Below are 20683 nucleotides of genomic sequence, written 5' to 3'. Positions count from 1 at the left end.
TAATTGAGCGAAATACGTTTTGATTTCGCGCTGCAAAGATATATTTTTTAATTTAAAATGAAAGTCGTTTTGCTAAGCTTTTTTTTAATAAAAAAACACCTTCATATTGAAGGTGTTTTTGGAGTGATTATTTAAATCTTTTTATGGTAGTAAAGGTGAATAGTTTGTAGGATACGTTCCTATATCTACCAAATTCCCTGAAGCTTCAAAATTGGTGCCGTATGCAGCATCAATTGCTTTCATGAATTCATTTGCAGCTAGGGCATAACCTCTAGAAGTTAAATGAACACCATCTAATGAAAAGGTTCCACCAGTTACTAAATTAGAAGTTAAAATAAAATTATCAGAAGCAATACCAGTAGTTGCCAATCTTGTTAATAAAGCATTGGCGTCTACAAAGGCTAGTCCAGTACTATTAGCTGCGGTTTCAATTGTATCATTAAACTCATCTGTTGCTGCTTTAATTTCTGCTTGTTCACTAGGTAGTAAAACCCATTTATCTTCTAATGGTAGAGATATGCCTTCAACTGAAAATTGTTCAGCTAAAGCTCTAGTTAGACCTTGAGATTGTAAAAAAGCAGATTGCCCTTCATTTACGTTACCAATTGTTGATAGACTAGGTAATACGAATAGATCATTAGGTGTAGCTTGTCTAGCTTGTCCATACACTGCGCCTAAAAGATTTGCTACAATAGGAGCTGCTTGTGCTGGCAATCCAAAAGATTCAACAAAAGCAGGGAATGTTGGGCTAGCATTGAAAACACCTGCTATTTGTGCAGATAAATCTATTAAAGTTTCGTCTTTAATAATTACTGCGCTTGCAGCAGTTTGAGAAAATACAATACTTCTATCTGTAGCATTTGGAACTCCTTGACTTTCTAAAAAAGCAAAAACTTGATTGAGTTGACTAAAAATACCATTTAAAGTTGGAATTTGTGAGCCGAAATCTGGGTTTGTAGGGTCCAAAGGGTTATAAGGTACAGTTGTGAAATGTGCTATATCAGTTACATAAGGGATGTTAGCTACAACACCTTTAGCTCCACCAGAAGTTAAAGTTGTTATTAAAGTAGAAATAGAAAAATCAAAAGTTGGTTTATCTGTAATAGGGCTAGATCCATCACCACCAGAAGTCGCGTAACCTAAAACATCATTGTAGCCAGCCCAAAGAGAGAAGAAAGTAGGTGATTGAGCCATTGCTAATTCTAACATACTTGCATTTGGAGTATTACCTGTCATTCTTATAAAATAAGGGTTTGCTGCAGCTGGGAAGTTTGCTATATTCCCATAGCCAGGAGCAATCATATGAAAGCTTCTTGCCCCCGGAACCCCTATGTTATTGAATGGTCCGGTTGGATTATTTAATGCAAAGTCAGTAGTAGGTGTTACTGGCCCAATAACATCAGATAAATCTTGAGGAGCACCACCAGTGGTTACTAGCCTAGGTTTGAATAGTTGATTCCCTGTTAAAGGATTGACTATAATATTACCTCCGAGAATAAGTCCACCAATATTATCATTCATTAATGGCTGCGTAAAACTACCACCGCCTAGAAGTGCAAACTTCTGAGATAATATATTAGGCATAGAATTCTCTTGCGTAGCTTTAAATAAAGCATTGTCTGAAAATCCAGCAGTTAATGAGTTTCCTACTGCAACGTATGTTGAGAAATCGACTGATCCAGTTACCAATTGCGGTAATATGATTTCAGGTTCAGGTTCTATATTCGTGTCTTTTAATACATCTTCAGGTTCATTACATGCTATAAAAGCAATGAGACCAAATAATAGTAATATATATTTTATATTTTTCATTTTAATTTCTTTTATAGATTATTGATTGTCCATGATACATAATACATTGAGCCAATAAACCCAGTACCAAAAGCGGTAAAGTATTCATCTCCTAAAAGATTTGTAGCTCCTGCTTTAAATGTAGATTTGAAACTTGGGACTCTTAAGTTTATTTGAGCATCAACTACATGATATTCTGGTACTAAACCATTACCAAATGTTGCTTCCCAAAAATAGTCATCGCTAAATCTATAAGCTATATTAAAACCAAAGTTTTTAAATAATTCAGTGTTTCCAAACGACGCTTTAAACTTGTGCTCAGGGGTATTGAAGTTAGTTGTAAAATCTGGAAATTTAACTCTATCAAAATCTAGCTTTGCATAGGTGTAACTTCCATTTAAATCAAAATTCCCAAAAACCTTTGTAGATATACCAATGGAAGCACCATAAGAATTAACATCAGCTTGTGAGTTAGTATATGTACTGTATTCTTGATAATCATCATTATCAATAGCATCTACCGATAATGTGCCATCACCAGCAATACCATAGAAAGGTGATCTAACTACCTCTTGTGAGATAAAATCTTTGTACTTGTTGTAATAGGCGCTAAAATCAACAATTAAATTTTTGAATTTACCACGATATCCCACTTCAGCTGATGATACTTGTTCTGGCTTTATTATGTCTGGATTTGAAACGACTAGGTCGTCTGCATTATTAGATCTTAGGTATCTCTCAACAGAACTGAAAGTATAAGAGTTCTCATAAGCTACACGTCCTGTTTGAGTAACTGATGCTCCTTGGCCTGAAGCCTGCCCTTCGTTACTTACAGGAAATGTTCTAACATATCTATCTAAATTATCAGGAGCTGAACCAACTAGTATGGCTCTACCGGCGTCAAGACCAATAAATAAATCTTGTGTTGTTGGATTTCTAAAGCCAGTTTGTACTGAAGCTCTAATATTATGATTTTCATTAACCGTTAAACCTGCAGAAATTCTTGGAGAATAAAAACCGTCGAAAAATTCAGACTTATCGTAACGAATAGAACCAGTTAGCTTTAATTCAAGATTTTCATTTAACTCTAAATTTTTCTGAACTTGAGTGTAAATACCAAATTCAGAATAATCTATGGGGCCATCTAGATCTGTGTATATTGTACCAGAAGAATTAAGACTATATTGCCTGTAGGAACCACCTACTTGAATTTCAGCCCAATCTATGAGGTGGCTAAAATTATAATTAGCATCAGAATGGTAGTATTTTGATGCATCTTGAAATTTCGAACCCGTACTTAAATCAGGATCATTAATGCTTCTATCAAAAGCAGCCTGAAATTGTGGAGTTCCTGGTAAAAAACGTCCTGATTCAGCTTGTGCTCTTGCTGCTGCATGGGCTTGCGCCTCAGTAGCTCCTGTAAGAGTAGCTCCTGCATAAGTTTCAATGTATTGTCCAAACCAATCTTCATCGCTCTTCCATGCTCTATTGATATTTATACCAGTAAAAACCATATCGTATGAGTCGCCAGCTTTATCAGAAACAACATAACCTCTTAAAAAGAAATTATCGTTTTTAAATTCTAATTTATGCTGTTGTTGAAAGAAGTTTGCAATATTATAGCGATTGGTTCCTTGATAAATAGTTGAACCTGTTCCTACTTTTCCAACATATTGAATTTCAAAGTCATTTTCCCATGGGCGATAATAGACACCCCAGTCAGTTTTTATACTTTCAGCATTGTAATTAGTCAAATATCTTTCATTATAACCTGTTCTACTAATTGTAACATCAGGAATTATTCCTTTGATACTATTTGGAGCAAGTGCTCTTATGTTTGCAGCAACTTCATCGCCATATACATTAATACCATCATAATCAAGGTCAGCTCTTGTTCTATTTGGATTTATTTTATCAATTTCGCTTGTTGCAGCCCAATCCGTACCTTTCAAATAACCAAAATTAATTTTAGCAGCAACTTTTTCACTAAATTTATATGCAGCTCTGAAACTTACATCTGTGTAAGGATTGTCTCCAGCTGATTCTTGAGAAGTTATCCCTCTTTTAAAAGACGCACTGATACCTTGATGGTCAAAAGGATTTTTACTTCGCATGAATAGGATACCATTAAAGGCATTAGCTCCGTAAAGTGCTGAAGATGCACCTGGGAGTAACTCAACGCTTAATACATCGGTTTCAGTCATACCTACCAAATTTCCAATAGGGAAGTTTAGTGCTGGCGTAGAATTATCCATACCATCTACTAACTGCATAAACCTGTTGTTGGCAAAAGTAGCAAACCCCCTTGTATTAACCGATTTAAAGGTTAAACTATTAGTGTTTACATCAACACCTTTGAGGTTTTCTAATCCGTCATAGAAATCAGCTGATGCGGTATTTTTTATTTGTTTTAAACCAAATCGCTCCACAGTTACTGGAGATTCAAAAATACGTTCTGGAGTTCTGGAGGCAGAAATAACTACTTCATCCAGAGAGGTACCTTCTTTTAAAACAAAAATAATTTTTTGATTATTAGATGTAACTTCCTCAGTAATTGTTTCAAAAGCAATGCTACTAGCTTGAAGCGTAAAAGGAGGGCTTAGATTAGTTGTTAGTGTAAAGTTACCATCAAAATCGGTAACGGTTCCGGTAGAAGTTCCTAAAATTATAACATTCGCCCCAGGTATGGGTTGGCTGTTATTATCGACGACTGAACCTGTAATTGTCGTTTGTGAGAAAGAAATCCCACAAAGGAAAAGCACTAAATAGGGGAGAATTGTCTTCATTTAATAATTTTTAGTTTAAGTTTTATAACAAGATAGCATAAAAAATAATACTATGCTAGTCGCTAAAAATATAAAAAATTATGCATGCATAGTATTTTTTTAACAAAAAACATGCTAATTTATTGTGAAATAAAAAATAAATAGGGGTTAAAAATAAGAATTGCCGAGTTTTTTTTAAACTTGGCAATTCTCTTATTGATAAGATATGTTAACTATTCTACAGTAACAGATTTAGCTAAATTTCTTGGTTGGTCAACGTTTTTGTCTAACATGACTGCAATATGATATGATAATAGCTGTAGGGGGATTGTTGTTAGAAGTGGAGAAAGTGATTCTAGTGTTTCAGGTACTTCTATTACGTGATCTGCTAGTGCTTTAACTTGCTCATCACCTTCAGTAACGATTCCAATAATTTTGCCTTTTCTAGATTTAATCTCTTGAATATTACTGACTACTTTTTCGTAGTGTCCTTTTTTTGTAGCAATAACTACTATGGGCATATTTTCATCAATAAGTGCTATTGGTCCATGTTTCATTTCTGCAGCAGGATAGCCTTCAGCATGTATATATGAAATTTCTTTAAGCTTAAGAGCCCCTTCAAGTGCTACAGGAAAATTATAACCCCTTCCTAAGTATAAGAAATTACTAACATCTTTATAAACGTCAGATATAACTTTTATGTTTTCATCTGATTCTAAAGCTTTTTCAACCTTTTTAGGTATCATTTCTAATTCTAGGAGATGCTGACGGAAATCAGAACTACTAATAGTTCCTTTAGCCCTTGCAAGTCTCAAAGCCATTAGTGTTAAAACAGTAATTTGTGTTGTAAATGCTTTGGTTGAGGCTACTCCAATTTCTGGACCCGCATGGGTATAAGCTCCTGCATCAGATTCTCTAGCGATAGATGATCCTACTACGTTACATACACCAAATACAAATGCGCCCTTGGATTTGGCCAATTTAATAGCGGCTAATGTATCTGCTGTTTCTCCTGACTGAGAAATAGCTATAAGTATATCATCCTCTCTGATAACGGGATTACGATATCTAAATTCAGAAGCATACTCAACTTCAACAGGTATTCTTGCTAAATCTTCAAAAATATATTCAGCAACTAATCCTGCATGCCACGAAGTGCCACAGGCTACAATTATAATACGGTTTGCATTAAGGAATTTCTTCATATTGTCCTCAACACCTGCCATCTTAATAATAGCTTCATTCCTTAATAATCTTCCTCTGTAAGTATCTGTAATAGCTTTAGGCTGCTCATGAATTTCTTTTAACATGAAATGGTCGTAACCTCCTTTTTCAATTTGTTCTAAGTTAATTTGTAGTTCTTGAACATATGTGTCTACTAAAGAGTCATCATGAATTTTTCTAATTTTTATGCCTTTGTGAAATCTTATCACAGCCATTTCTTCGTCTTCAAGATATACTGCGTTTTTAGTATATTCTAAGAAAGGCGAAGCGTCACTTGCTATAAAAAATTCATCTTCATTCTCACCAATACCTATGGCTAACGGACTTCCTAAGCGTGCAACTACAACTTCCTCAGGTTTGTTTTTGTCAAATACAGCAATAGCATATGCACCAATAACTTGATTTAAAGCTATTTGAACAGCTTTGCCAAGTTTTACATTTTCTTGTTTTTTAACGTCTTCTATTAAGTTAATCAATACTTCTGTATCAGTATCCGATTTAAAAGTATATCCTCTAGAAATCAGTTCTTGTTTAAGAGTTTCATAATTTTCTATTATTCCATTATGAATAATAACTAACTCTCCTGAGTTAGAAAGATGTGGGTGTGAATTAATATCATTTGGGACTCCATGAGTTGCCCAACGCGTGTGCCCGATACCAACATTTCCATTTTTTGAAATTTCTTTTTCAGAGCGTTCCTCTAAGTCAGCTACTTTACCCTTAGTTTTTGATACCTTAAGATCAGAGCCATCAAATAATGCAATTCCAGCACTATCATATCCTCTATATTCTAGACGTTTAAGACCTTCTATTATAATTGGGTAGGCTTCTCTTGGTCCTATATATCCAACAATTCCACACATAATTCTTAATTTTGGGGTTATTTTAAAATTCGTAGCAAATATGTAAAATAATTACTTATGATAGTTAATTATTATACGAATTAAATGATTTACACGATAAAACTCACTTTATCATAGGTTTATAGTAATTTTGTTTATTAAATCGGTACAAGACAAGTGCTATTTTCTAGTTTCTGTAAAAAATATTTTTAGCTGTAGTCTATTACTCTCTGGAACATTATCATTACTACCATATAAAACAGTTCCTCTAGGAGATATAACTGCTGCTGCTGGCACACCATTAATATCAGAATTTCCTGAGTTCAAAGTTTCAGATATTGAAGTGTAGTTAACATTTGTAGATAATACTAATCCAATCTTGAAATTAGTAGAATCTTGTTGTAAGATACTATTAAGATGTTCTGTAAGTCTAATTTTATACCTTCCAGACGTATCTCTGTTTCCTAAACTAAGGGTTTTAGAGTTTAATGCTTCATTGCTTTCAATAGGGTCAATATCATAATCAATTGTGGTTGTATTATTTTTTATATCATAAGCGAAAATTCGATCTGAATTATGAAAATCAGGATTTCCGTTGGTTTCAACCGATTCATCTTCACGAATAATTAGTAATGCTTCATTGATAAGCCTTACTTGATTTCCGTCCGCATCAAGAAACTGATCTTTAAAGTTTTGTAAATCCTCGGGAGTTGGAAATAAATTAACCACAGCCATTGATCCTTCGGTGCCTTTGAGATATAGTTTTTGATCTCCTAAATTTTGATCACCGTCTTCTAATGTTATATTGTAATCGTTTATGAAAGAGTTGAGGATATTTCCGCTAAAATTTAGAACATATTCACCTTGTATTCTGGCATCACTAGCACCTTTGGTAAAATACAAAGTAATATTTGCAGATTCTAAATCTAATAAAATCATATTACCATCATCACCAATGGCTTCTGCTTTAAGATATAAACCTCTAAAATAATTCCTGAAGCTATTTGCATTAGCCAGAACAGCGTCTTCTCTTTTATCTAAAATAGTACTTTTCCAAAATGCAATACTTTCTAAATCATCTTTTACTAACAATCTGAATCCGGGTGGAAGCAATGTTACTTGTTCAGAGCCTGGGGTTAATGTTGTCTCAATTAATTTTTCTCCTAAATGGTTGTCAAAGTCGATTGTTTGAGTTCCGTCCAAAGCAAAATTATGATTTGGATTAGTAATATCTGTTGATTTTGAGAAATAGTTTTGAGTATTATTAACGTCTCCATTGGGGTCGAAATCTCTTAAGTAATAGTTGTTTTGATAAATAGTTAATTTAAAAGGTTTACTTGGATTTCCATATACAGAATCTATCGCATATTTAGATGTTTCAGTAGTTACATCAACCTCAGTTAATCTACTAAAATAAGGAATGCTATAAGCTACAGAGTCAAGTACTGGATTTGTTCCAAAAATACTTGGGCCAAAAGTAGTTGGAGTTAATTGAGAAATTATACTTGCTGTAGTTCTACCATATGCAGGATCATTAAAAACACCTAAAAGATTTGACGCTAAATTATTTATTTGGACAGCTTCAACTTTCTTATTATGAGCAACTATGGGTAATATCATGGAATCTGTAAAAAAGTTAGCGTTCTCTTCTCCAAGGACTTCACTTTCTATAACATTAAAATCCTTATCGCAAGCAATAAAAGATAACAAAATAAGAAGTGAAACAAAGGGAAATTTAAGGGCTTTAAAAATATTTTTCATATGAAATATAATGAACTTTTAGGTTTAACTTAAAACAGTTTCGTTAAAAAAAGTAGTATAAGCTTCACCAAATTCATCTTTACTTTTGAATTCTAAAATAGGTTTGTCTGATGCTTTTAAATAAGAATCTAAATCATCTGGAATGTTTTCAGATCCAACAATTAAAGCGTCGGAATAGTCAATAGCAACTTTCATTAAGTTGTTGAATGAAGGTGTTTCTAATGGCTTAATAGCATCTTCACTAATATTATCAAACTTAACTTTGTTGATCATGTCTTTGTTTAACGTGTCTTCAAAGCTTTGATTGTATATAGATGTAACTATTTTACTCTCATTAAATAAAGGTTCATCTTTATAGTATTCTTTTAAGTATAAAGGTAGTAATGATGCTAACCAACCATGTACATGGATAATATCTGGAGCCCAGTTTAATTTCTTTACAGTTTCAATAACACCTTTTGCAAAGAAAATGGCACGTTCATCATTATCAGAAAACAGGTTGCCGTCCTCATCAGTTAAAGTTGCTTTTCTTTTAAAGTACTCATCATTATCAATAAAATAGACCTGGATACGTTCTTTCGGAATTGAAGCTACTTTAATAATAAGTGGCATATCTAAGTCATTTACAACTAAATTGATTCCAGAAAGTCTTATAACTTCATGTAACTGATGTCTTCTTTCATTAATATTGCCGTATCGGGGCATGAAGATTCGTATTTGTCCACCTTGCTGGTTTACTAATCTAGGTGCTTCAAAAGAAGCTGATGAAATTTCAGTTTCTGGTAAATAAGGCACCACTTCAGATGATACGTACAATATCCTCTTATCTTTCATATATTTGATTTTGTTGACTTAAAATAATACTATGTTAATAGCAATTCATGTTTTCTTTCAATTAAAATTGAAAATAAAAAACACGCAAAAGTACAAAATTTTATGCTAATTGACTGTAAAATATTAAGTTTGCACGCGTTAATTTTTTATTAAAAAGTGAAGGTTTACTCAAGAAAAGAAGATATAGCTAAAACCATCAGTCATTTAAAAGCTGATGATTTTACTGTTGGAATGGTGCCAACTATGGGTGCATTACATCAGGGGCATTTACAACTAGTAAAGCGGGCTTTAAATGAAAATGACAAGGTTGTGGTAAGTGTTTTTGTAAACCCTACGCAGTTTGATAACGAAGAAGACTTAGTGAAATACCCAAGAACTTTGGAGAACGATGTTGAGTTACTCAAAACAGTAAGTAAAACAGATATTATAGTTTACGCACCAACTGTAAATGATATTTATGAAGGTAAAACAGTGTCTCAATCATTCGATTTTGATGGGTTAGAGTTTGAAATGGAAGGCAAGTTTAGAACTGGGCATTTTGATGGTGTTGGAACGATTGTAAAACGTTTTTTTGACATTGTAAAACCACATAAAGCTTACTTTGGAGAAAAGGATTTTCAGCAATTAACCATTATCAAAAAACTTGTTGAAAAACACAACATTCCTGTAAAAATTGTAGGATGTAAAATTCACCGTGAAACTAATGGTTTAGCTATGAGTTCTCGTAATACGCGACTAAAACCTAAGTACAAAGCGGCAGCACCTTTTATATATAAAACTTTAAAAATTGCCAAAGAAAAATTTGGCACAAAAAGTGCTAGTAAAGTATCGGAATGGGTTGAAAAACAGTTTGCTAACCATGGTTTGTTGAAGTTAGAATACTTTCTTATAGCAGACACTGAAACCTTAAAACCAATTAAACGAAAATCAAACAAGAAAACATATCGAGCTTTTATAGCAGTATATGCAGACGATATTAGACTTATTGATAATATCGCATTAAATTAATTATCTTTGCCGCATGCAAATTCAAGTAGTAAAATCTAAGATTCACAGAGTTAAATGCACAGGTGCAGAACTTAACTATATTGGTAGTATAACTATTGATGAGGACCTAATGAATGCTGCCAACATCATACAGGGAGAGAAAGTTCAAATTGTAAATAATGACAATGGTGAACGCCTTGAAACATATTGTATTCCTGGTCCACGAAAAAGTGGTGAAATCACCTTAAATGGAGCAGCTGCAAGAAAAGTATCTGTTGGCGATACACTAATTTTAATTACGTATGCTTTTATGGATATTGAGGATGCTAAAGTGTTTAAACCTTCATTAGTATTCCCAGATGAAGCAACCAATTTATTGAAATAGACTTTTGAGTAAAAAATTAAAAAACATATTAAAAATATCACTCCCATTATTGTTGGGAGTTTTTTTGGTTTGGTATTCATTATCAAAGGTTTCGATTGATGAACTACTTGAGTATGCTAAAAATGCTGACTATACCTGGATAGTATTGGGTATGTTTCTAGGTTTTTTGAGTCATTTGTCTAGAGCGTATCGCTGGCGTTATCAGCTGGAGCCAATGGGATACAATGTGCGTTTTGGAAATAGCGTAATGGCAGTTTTTGCTACCTATTTAATTAATTATACCATACCCAGAGCTGGCGAGGTAGCCAGAGCATCTATCCTAACAAATTATGAAGGCGTTCCTTTTCAAAAAGCCTTTGGTACTATAGTAGCAGAACGTATTGCAGATTTAATCGTTATGTTTGGAATTATTGGAATAACGCTTTTTCTTCAATTTGATTTTATTTATGGCTTTTTAATTGAAAAGTTCAACCCAACAAAAATTATAATTGCTCTTACTGGAGGTGTAATTATGATGATTCTGTTTTTTAGATTTATTAGGAAAAGTGATTTAAAGATTGCATTGAAAATAAGAAACTTTGTTAGTGGATTAATAGAAGGGGCTTTAAGTATTTTCAAAATGAAAAAGAAATGGGCTTACATTTTTCATACCTTGTTTATATGGTCTATGTATGTACTAATGTTTTATGTAACCTCTTTTTCTATTTCAGAATTAGGAGGTATATCTATAGGAGCTATCTTAATAGGTTTTATATCAGCAAGTTTTAGTATAGCCGCTACAAATGGAGGTATTGGATCTTATCCTTTGGCTATTTACGCGGCATTTTCAATTTTTGGTATTCCTGAAGATCCAAGTATTGCATTTGGATGGATTATGTGGGCATCTCAAACATTAATGATTATTATTTTTGGAGGGCTTTCATTAATTTATTTACCCATTTATAACAGAAATAAAGTTTCAAAAAACGACTAAGTGTTTTTTTAACTTATAATTTTTCCTTTTTTAATCTAAACCTTATATTTCTTACCTTGCCCTTGGTAAATCTCAAATCATTCTAAAAATGAAAAAAACAGTCATTTTCTTTTTGTTTTTTTGTCTAGTTATTAAAACTACAGAAGCCCAAGTAAAATATGAAACTATTCAATCTTCCAAGTTAGGTGAAGAACGTGAATTAAAAATACAATTACCTAGAGGGTATAATAATGAAGAAGATAAAACCTATCCTATATTTATAGTCTTAGATGGTGATTATATGTTTGAAGCTGTTGCGGGGAATGTTGATTATTATTCCTATTGGGAAGATATGCCCGAATCTATTGTAGTAGGAGTTAATCAAATAGACAAGCGTTTTGATGATTGTATGTATTCTGAGCAAAACTCGTTGCCTATTGAAACTGGTGCCGCCTTTTTTGAGTTTATAGGAATGGAGCTTATGCCTTATATAGAAAAAACATACCGAGGAGGAAATTTTAGAATAGCTGTAGGACATGGAGAGACAGCTAATTTTATAAACTATTATCTATTAAAGCCTCAACCCTTATTTCAAGCTTATATTAGTATTAGTCCAGAATTGGCACCACAAATGATAGATTATCTTCCTGAAGTTATGGGTAAAACACAATCTAAAACATTTTACTATTTGGCAAACACCAAAAATGATGCTAAATCTATAAAAAGAATGACAGAGGCTTTAAATACTGATATTTCAGCAATTGAAAATGAAAATTTAGTGTATAATTTTGATAGTTTTGAAAGCGCATCACATTACTCCTTACCAACTCATGCTATACCAAGTGCTTTGGAAAGCATTTTTAAAGTATTTCAGCCTATTTCAAGAAAAGAGTATAAAGATGTTGTCCTAGAATTAGAAATATCACCAGTACTTTATCTGCAAGAAAAATATCAATCCATTTCTGATTTATTTGGTATTGATAAGAAGGTATTAATTAATGATTTTAAAGCCATATCTGCAGCTATTGAAAAAAATGAGTTTTATGAGTATTATGAAGAACTTGGTAAAATGGCAAGAAAAGCTTACCCAGAAACACTTTTGGGAGGTTATTATTTAGGGCGATTTTATGAAGAAACAGGAGAAACTAAAAAGGCAATGCGCACTTATCAATCTGCTTACACTTTAGATGAAATAGCTGGTATTACAAAGGATGAAGTTTTAGAAAAAGCAGAGTTAATCAAAGAAGATTTTGGATATTAATGGCTAAAGTAAAAACTACTTTTTTTTGTCAAAACTGTGGCACGCAATATGCTAAATGGCAAGGTCAATGTAATGCCTGTAAAGAATGGAATACTATAGTTGAAGAGCTTATCCAGAAGCCAGAAAAGAACGACTGGAAAACTTCAACATCTAAAACAAAAAAAGCATCAATTCCTTTACAAATTAATGATATTGATACTTCAAAAGAACCTAGGTTAAACACCTTTGATACGGAGCTTAATCGTGTTTTAGGAGGTGGTATTGTACCAGGATCATTAACTCTATTGGGAGGGGAGCCAGGAATTGGTAAAAGCACATTGCTACTTCAAATTTCATTAAAGTTGCCATACAAAACACTCTATGTTTCTGGTGAAGAAAGTCAAAAGCAAATAAAAATGCGAGCAGAACGTATTAATCCAGAAAATAGTAACTGCTATATTTTAACTGAAACTAAAACCCAAAATATCTTTAAACAGATTGAGTCTTTAGAACCAGACATTGTAATTATTGACTCCATACAGACTTTGCACAGCGATTATATTGAATCTTCATCTGGAAGCATTTCACAGATAAAAGAATGTACAACAGAGCTTATAAAGTTTGCTAAAGAAACAGCAACACCTGTACTTTTAATTGGACATATTACAAAAGATGGTAACATTGCTGGTCCAAAAATTTTAGAACACATGGTAGATACTGTTTTACAGTTTGAAGGGGATAGGAATCATGTATTCAGAATTTTAAGAGCTCATAAAAACCGTTTTGGCTCTACAAACGAATTAGGAATATACGAAATGCAAGGTTCTGGACTCCGAGAAGTGTCTAACCCATCAGAAATTTTAATTTCTAAAAAAGATGAAGAACTTTCAGGAAATGCCATTGCAGCAACTTTAGAGGGTATGCGCCCTTTAATGATTGAGGTGCAGGCTTTGGTAAGTACAGCGGTTTATGGTACTCCTCAACGAAGCGCTACTGGATTTAATGCAAAACGTTTAAATATGCTACTGGCTGTTTTAGAAAAACGTGCTGGTTTCCGTCTAGGAGCAAAAGATGTGTTTCTAAATATAACAGGAGGCATAACTGTTGACGATCCTGCTATAGACTTGGCAGTTATAGCTGCTATTTTATCTTCTAATGAAGATGAAGCATTACAGCGTGATTTTTGTTTTGCTGCTGAGGTTGGACTTTCTGGTGAGATTAGACCTGTGCAACGTGTTGAGCAACGTATTTTAGAAGCTGAAAAACTAGGATTTTCAACTATTTTTGTATCTAAATATAATAAAATATCACTTAAAAATACAGTTATTAAAGTTCAATTAATTTCTAAAATTGAGGATTTAGTAGACCTTATCGTTTAGCGTGAAAAAACAAATTTTAATACTATTCTTGTATACTTTAGCATTCAATTTAGGTAATGCAATTCCTTGTAGTAAAAAGGTTGAGTTTTTTGATGGTTATGAAAAGGCAACTATTCATTTTCTAGACGGTACCTCAATTAAAGGGTATGGTAAACTTGTTGGTTTTGTAGCAATATCAAGTGAAAAGTATAAAGTTAAGTTTAAAGCATCGAAAGAAGGAAAAGCAGACGTTTGGACTGATTTGATGATAAAAGGGGTTACTTTCCATTATGAATTTGATGATGTTACTTTCTTATATGTTAAGTTTAGTAAAAAATCATATCCACAATTATTACAGTTAGTAGAGGAAGGAGCTGTTAATCTTTATATCAAAATTGAAAGCTATTGGGTAACTTCAGGTTTAAATTCCAAAACAGGGTTTCCAATAAATAATCATAAAGTAGAAGAAACATTTTATTATTTAAAGCGAAAAGGAGCCGACAAAGTTTTAAGCTTAACTACTGGTTTAAATTTTGAAGCTATCTTTTCTAATTTCAAAAAAAAGCTTAAGAAATATTTTCACGATTGTGATGGTATAAAAAATAAATCAGATTCGGGTAATTTTAATAGAACTACTATTCCTGAAATTGTCTACTATTATAATGATTTTTGTGGTGAAATTGAAAAAGAATGAATTTTAATTCATAAAAATATTTATACGAAATAATCACTTTGTCGTAAAAAAATAACTTTTAATCTGATTTTTTATTGTTTTTGTCGATTTTTTGAACTACTATTGTATTAAATTTCTGTGTAACTACAGGATTACTTGATTAATCCCCCTCCCTCAAAGCATTTTTAAGGTGTGCTAAGACTTTGAATTGATTTTTTTAAAATAACAATCGGTTTTAACATGCGCATATTTAAATATTTAGCAATAAATTAATTTTGATTTGCCCAAATCTACAATGTTAATTATGAAAACGAAACCACTTTTAAAAGTGTTTATTGTTAGTCTATGTTTGTTTACTTACTCGATAAATGCTCAAGATTCTGATGGAGATTTAATAGTTGACGCTACAGACCTTGATGATGATAATGATGGTATTTTAGATACTGAAGAAGGCGCAGGATGTAGTTTTTACCTGAGGGATGACGAAAATTATCGTTTGGCTTGGAATTATGGTAGAGATTATCATTTACTTTCAACATCCTTATATGACTCTGCGAATACAACTCCATATACTACAACCAATTTTGGATCTGGGCTTGTTGATACGTCATGGGCTTTTGATTATAGGTTTACTGGAGCTGATGAAACTACGTTTGCTACAGCGCTATCTGCTAATGACTACTTGGAATTTCAATTAGGAACTTTAGATGCTACTTTACACTTAGATAAAAAAGTAATAGACAGATTTGAACCATCTACTTTAAAAATGGGTGTAATAATTTCAACTGATGCAACTTTTGCAACTTACACAGTTTTAGATGATGGCACTACTCCGGATACAGATACAACATCTTACAGATACAATGATTTCAATGTTTTAGATGGTTACACCCTAAATCAAAATACCATATATTATATAAGGTTTGTTTTTTATGATGCTGGCGTTATACAAGTTGACCTTGATACTATAGGTATTACATTTGATGAAACAATATGCGATATTGACACGGATCGAGATGGTATACCAAACTACTTAGATCTAGATAGTGATAATGATGGTTGTAATGATGTAATTGAATCTGGTGGTGTTGATGTGAATGGAGATGGGATATTAGACGGTACAGGCTTTGATGTTAATGGTCGAGTAACTGGAAGTAGTGGTGGATATAATGGAGTCACTGCTAATGAAGTTGAGGCTACTAGAATTGATGTGGTTGATCCTATAAATCAATCTGCAGATGAAGGAGAAGGTGTAAGCTTTAGAGTGGGTGTAGAGGCATATCAAACACAAAATTTTGATGGTACTGGCAACCCAATTTATAGTGGATTTTCTTCATTTTTTTCCTCCTTTAATTCAAATTATCAATGGTATTTGGGAGATCCTGATGCTGGAGGTGTAGCGTTATCACTTTCTGGTCTTTACAATGGTATAAACAGTGATCGATTAAATATTAGTGATGTTACTGGATTAGATGGTAATGAGTATTTTGTTGTTATAACTTACGACGAATTATTGTGTTTCAGAGAAGTAAGGTCTGCAACATTAACAGTAACATATCCTTGTGATGCTGTGGCTTCTGGTAATCCTGATTTTGATGGAGATGGTATTTCAGATATTTGTGACGAAGATGATGATAATGATGGCATTATTGATACCTATGAGTGTTCAGCTGCTATTAATTTTAATACACCTTCATTATTAACAGCTACAAATTTAAACGATGTTCTTGTTGGAGAAAAAGTTTTGTATTCAAACGCTTTGTTTTATCAAGGGACATATTATGATATTGTACTCACTATTCAAAGTATTAATGGTGTATTTCAAGTACAATGTAATGGGAATTTGAATATGTCTGTTACAAATCCTGTTAACGATACTTATGTAAGCTATTCTCTAGATTTGGTATATTCTGGAACAGCAACTCCCTCCAATCCTGTAGGAGAGGTTGCTGTACTATACGATTTAATATTACAGCTTAGAGATAACGATAGTGATTCAGGTTCTGATTACACTGAGATAAATGGTTTTAATCCTTCAACGGCTACAGGCACAATAATACCATACCTTGCATCAACAACTGAATTACAACAAGGAGGATTTGTAAATGGCCCAGATCCTGCAGGATATACACTATACAGACTAGACCCAACTTTGGCTGGAGATACAACTAATTGGACAGATGAAGGAGGTTCATTTAATAGCGATACCGCACATTGGCTATATTTAGAATTTGATATCTTTTCTCATATCGATTTAATTTTTGGCACCACAGGATCTATTGCAAGCACAGCTTTACGACTAACACAGTTAGGCGTTGATTCTGTTTGTGACAGCGACAGAGATGGAGACTTAAATTCATTAGATATTGATAGTGATAACGATGGAATACCAGATAATGTAGAGGCACAAACTACTCTAGGATATTTATTGCCTATAGGTAGTATTGATCCTGTAACAGGGATTTATACTAATTATGGTACTGGAATTACGCCTGTTGATACTGATGGTGATAGTTTAATCGATATGTTTGATAGCGATTCTGATAACGACGGAATACCAGATATTGAAGAAAACGGAATGGCAAACACTACAGCAGGTATTGATACAGATAATGATGGATTAAATGATGTTTTTGAAACAACAAATGTTAATGATCCTGTTTTAGATGTTAATGAAGATATAGAAGACCCTACAGATTTATCAATTTTGCCTGATGCTGATTTTGATTTAACATTAGGAGGCGATTTAGATTACCGAGATTTATTTGATATTAATCCACCAACTTATGCAGCCATAGATTTTGATGGTATAGATGATTACTTGAGTGGTACACCTTTACTACAAGGGTTAAGCGAAGTTAGTATAATGGCTTGGGTAAAATTGAGCTCATTATCAGGTATAACCGATAGAACTATAGTTGGTGAGGATGTTTCATGCCGATTATATCGTAAGCATGGAAATATACTTGCATTTGGTGTCAGAACAACATCCGGAGCTACAAGTGTACTAAATGGTATAAGCATTATTGATGAAGAGTGGCATCACGTAGCTGGAACTTTTTCTAGTGCAACAGGAACCCAAAATATTTATGTAGATGGTGAGTTAAAAGCTACATTAACAGACCCATCATTAATAGGTCAAACTATAGAAGCCGATGCGAGTTTGTGGAATGGGAATTTTGAAGTAGGTCGCTTATCAAGAGATGTTACTCCAACGATTCAATATTTTAGCGGTAACATAGACGAGGTTAGAGTATTTGATGTTTCCCTAACCGAAGGTCAGGTACAGCAGATGGTTTATCAGGAGATTGAGAATAATGGTGGAACTCTACGAGGGAAAGTTATTCCAAAAGATATAAAAGATTTTTCAACTCATTCAACAGTAAACTGGTCGAATTTATTAGCATATTACCCTATGACTGATATTGTTGTAGGAAGAACATCAGATTATTCTGGTCATGATAATTGGTTGTATATAAATTATATTAGTACGATTCAAGATCAAACGGCGCCAATGCCATATGTTACCTCAAATAATGGTAACTGGACAAGCGAAAGTACTTGGTTACATGGCGATGTTTGGGATATTGAAAATACATCAAATAATAAAGCATGGAGCATCATAAAAATATCTAATGATATAAGTGCTTGCCATTCAATAGGTACGTCAGGTTTGATTATAGATTCTGGCACTAGTTTGCGAATTCACAGTGACACTGTAGTGAATAACGATTGGTACTTGGAGTTAAATGGCACATTAGATTTAGAGGATGATTGTCAATTAATCCAAACAGAGACAAGTGATTTAGTAACCTCTGGAGACGGAAAAATATTAAGACGTCAGGAAGGGACATCGAGTCCATACCGTTATAATTATTGGTCATCACCTGTTGGAAGCACTGGCGCAACGAGTTTAACAGATAACAATGCGGCAACCAATAACGCTAACAATTCGGCCTTTAGCTTAGATATGCTCAAGGATGGTTCAGGCTCAACCTGTATGTTTACCTCAAATTATACAGGTAGCGGTAGCATTAGTACTTATTGGTTGTATAAGTTTGTCAATGGAAAAACATATTGGGATTGGGCATGGGTATCCCCAAGTACGCCATTAAGCCCAGGCGTAGGCTATACCCAAAAAGGAACAGGTTCAGGAGGCACCGAACAGCAATACATATTTGAGGGCAAGCCCAACAACGGTACTATTCTAGTAGATGTAGAAGATGTAGGCGGTCCAGGTTCAGTGGCTAACCACACAAAAACAGAATACTTACTAGGTAATCCTTATGCCTCTGCTATAGATATTCACAAGTTTATAGATGACAATGTAGGAGTTATAGATGGTACTTTACAGTTATGGCAACAATGGGGCGGTAATTCACATAACCTTAGTGAGTACGAAGGCGGTTATGCCCAAGTAAATAAACTAGGATCCACACGAGCGTATCAATTTGTGAGTTTTTATGGGGCTCACAATGGTAATCAAGACGGTACTATTGTTCCAACAAGATACATGCCAGTAGGTCAAGGATTTATTGCAGAGATTATCGCAGATGGACAAGTAGAGTTTAATAACAGCCAGCGTATATTCATCAAGGAATCAGATGCAGATGGGACTTATGGTAATGGATCAACTTTTTCAAAGTCAACAAAAGAAAAAACAAAAACATCAAATTCAAAATCAGGAAAGGAATCGGGTTCAGATAGTATGCAAAAGATACGTTTGGAGCTAAATTCAGTTACAGGACCCCAGACCACAAGAGAGTTGTTATTAGGTTTTAGTGATTATACAACCGATGGATTTGATTATGGATATGATGCTAAAAACACAGAGACTAGTAATAATGATTTGAATTTAGATTTGGAAGGGCAGAACATGAACATGCAGGCTTATTCAGTTATTACATCAGATAAAGTTATACCATTAAACTTCAGATCATCAGGTGATAATAGTTTTGAAATAAGAATTACAGATATGGAGAACGTAGAATCAGATCAGGAGATTTACCTACGAGACAATCTTACACAAACCTATTTTGATTTAACTCAGGATTTGGCTTATAGTTTTACAGCAGAACAAGGAATATTCAATGGAAGGTTTGAGATTGTTTTCCAGAGTGAAGCGCAAACATTAAGTACAGATATTGCAACAGCAAAAGAAAACTTCATGTATTTCAAGAACACGAACAATACGTTTTATGTAAAGAAACTCAATAGTGATGTAATCAAATTTTCTTTAGTGAATATGAGAGGTCAGGCAGTTAAGGAATTAACAGATGTGTCAAGAGAAGAGTTAGAAAATGGAATACAGTTCAACAATATATCTACAGGAGCTTACATAGTTTCTATGCGAACAGAAACCAATGAGGTGTTAACTAAAAAGATTATCGTGAAATAAATAATAAGAAAGAATAAAATTAGAAAAAGACTACTGATTTTAAGTAGTCTTTTTTTTGGTTTTAAAATTAATGTTTTAAGGATAATTCATTAAATTCGCGAACTTATAAGAAATAAGAGTAAATGAGCGCTAAAACTTTGGTTTAGAGAAGATTGTGTTTAGCACCGATTTGTCACCAAAGTTTACATCTGTCTTATTATAATAAAATAAAAATTATCAGATGAAATTTCCTGAATATAAAGGACTTGACTTACCAAATGTGGCAGACAACATACTACAATATTGGCAAAAATATAATATTTTAGCTAATTTATGTATTTATTATAGTTAGATTATTTTGACATAATTAACTATTTAACTGTATAAATATTTCTTCCCTTCAGGTTTACATTTTCTGTTAGCATAAACAATAGATTTCACTTAAAACTCAATGAATTTCTAAAATTGAAAATTTTATAGACTTTTTGATTTAA

At 33.2% G+C, this 20683-nt stretch carries 12 protein-coding genes; 7 read left to right on the top strand and 5 right to left on the bottom strand.

From position 1 onward, the window contains the following. Nucleotides 1–141: 141 nt before the first annotated feature. From Q0772_RS03380 to Q0772_RS03360, 5 genes are all read right to left on the bottom strand, one after another. The gene (locus Q0772_RS03380) at nt 142–1812 is read right to left on the bottom strand and encodes a G-D-S-L family lipolytic protein (protein ID WP_298340366.1); all 1671 of its coding nucleotides are present in this window, start codon (nt 1810–1812) and stop codon (nt 142–144) included. 11 nt (nt 1813–1823) lie between these two features. Then, on the bottom strand, nt 1824–4577 hold the full coding sequence (locus Q0772_RS03375; RefSeq protein WP_298340364.1) for a TonB-dependent receptor: 2754 nt from the start codon (nt 4575–4577) through the stop codon (nt 1824–1826). A 212-nt stretch (nt 4578–4789) separates the two neighbouring features. Beyond that, nucleotides 4790–6643 (bottom strand): glutamine--fructose-6-phosphate transaminase (isomerizing), encoded by a 1854-nt coding sequence (glmS, locus tag Q0772_RS03370; protein ID WP_298340362.1) that lies wholly within the window; start codon nt 6641–6643, stop codon nt 4790–4792. A gap of 159 nt (nt 6644–6802) precedes the next feature. After that, nucleotides 6803–8383 (bottom strand): DUF4270 domain-containing protein, encoded by a 1581-nt coding sequence (locus Q0772_RS03365; RefSeq protein WP_298340360.1) that lies wholly within the window; start codon nt 8381–8383, stop codon nt 6803–6805. Nucleotides 8384–8407: 24 nt separating this feature from the next. Beyond that, nucleotides 8408–9217: a glycogen/starch synthase gene (locus tag Q0772_RS03360; RefSeq protein WP_298340358.1), complete on the bottom strand. Its 810-nt coding sequence runs from the start codon at nt 9215–9217 to the stop codon at nt 8408–8410. A gap of 156 nt (nt 9218–9373) precedes the next feature. On the opposite strand from Q0772_RS03360, the gene panC reads away from it, so the two are divergent. The 7 genes from panC to Q0772_RS03325 all read left to right on the top strand — a co-directional run bounded on the left by panC (nt 9374) and on the right by Q0772_RS03325 (nt 20210). Then, nucleotides 9374–10225, top strand: coding sequence for a pantoate--beta-alanine ligase (gene panC / locus Q0772_RS03355; RefSeq protein ID WP_298340356.1), 852 nt, complete (start codon nt 9374–9376; stop codon nt 10223–10225). Between the two features lie 13 nt (nt 10226–10238). Next, nucleotides 10239–10589 (top strand): aspartate 1-decarboxylase, encoded by a 351-nt coding sequence (panD, locus tag Q0772_RS03350; protein WP_298340354.1) that lies wholly within the window; start codon nt 10239–10241, stop codon nt 10587–10589. Nucleotides 10590–10593: 4 nt separating this feature from the next. Next, on the top strand, nt 10594–11562 hold the full coding sequence (locus Q0772_RS03345; protein ID WP_298340352.1) for a lysylphosphatidylglycerol synthase transmembrane domain-containing protein: 969 nt from the start codon (nt 10594–10596) through the stop codon (nt 11560–11562). Between the two features lie 88 nt (nt 11563–11650). Next, the gene (locus Q0772_RS03340) at nt 11651–12802 is read left to right on the top strand and encodes an alpha/beta hydrolase-fold protein (protein WP_298340350.1); all 1152 of its coding nucleotides are present in this window, start codon (nt 11651–11653) and stop codon (nt 12800–12802) included. Beyond that, complete coding sequence (gene radA, locus Q0772_RS03335) at nt 12802–14160, top strand: DNA repair protein RadA (RefSeq protein ID WP_298340348.1); 1359 nt, start codon at nt 12802–12804, stop codon at nt 14158–14160. Before Q0772_RS03340 ends, radA begins: the two co-directional genes overlap by 1 nt. Nucleotide 14161: 1 nt before the next feature. Continuing rightward, nucleotides 14162–14833, top strand: a complete 672-nt coding sequence (locus Q0772_RS03330; protein ID WP_298340346.1) for a hypothetical protein — start codon at nt 14162–14164, stop codon at nt 14831–14833. A gap of 283 nt (nt 14834–15116) precedes the next feature. Then, nucleotides 15117–20210, top strand: coding sequence for a LamG-like jellyroll fold domain-containing protein (locus Q0772_RS03325; RefSeq protein WP_298340344.1), 5094 nt, complete (start codon nt 15117–15119; stop codon nt 20208–20210). The last annotated feature ends 473 nt before the right edge of the window (nt 20211–20683 follow it).

Source organism: uncultured Algibacter sp. (assembly GCF_947490405.1).
Classification (GTDB): domain Bacteria; phylum Bacteroidota; class Bacteroidia; order Flavobacteriales; family Flavobacteriaceae; genus Algibacter_B.
The sequence above is the reverse complement of the archived record's forward strand: the minus strand, read 5'-3'. Positions and strand labels throughout refer to the sequence as shown.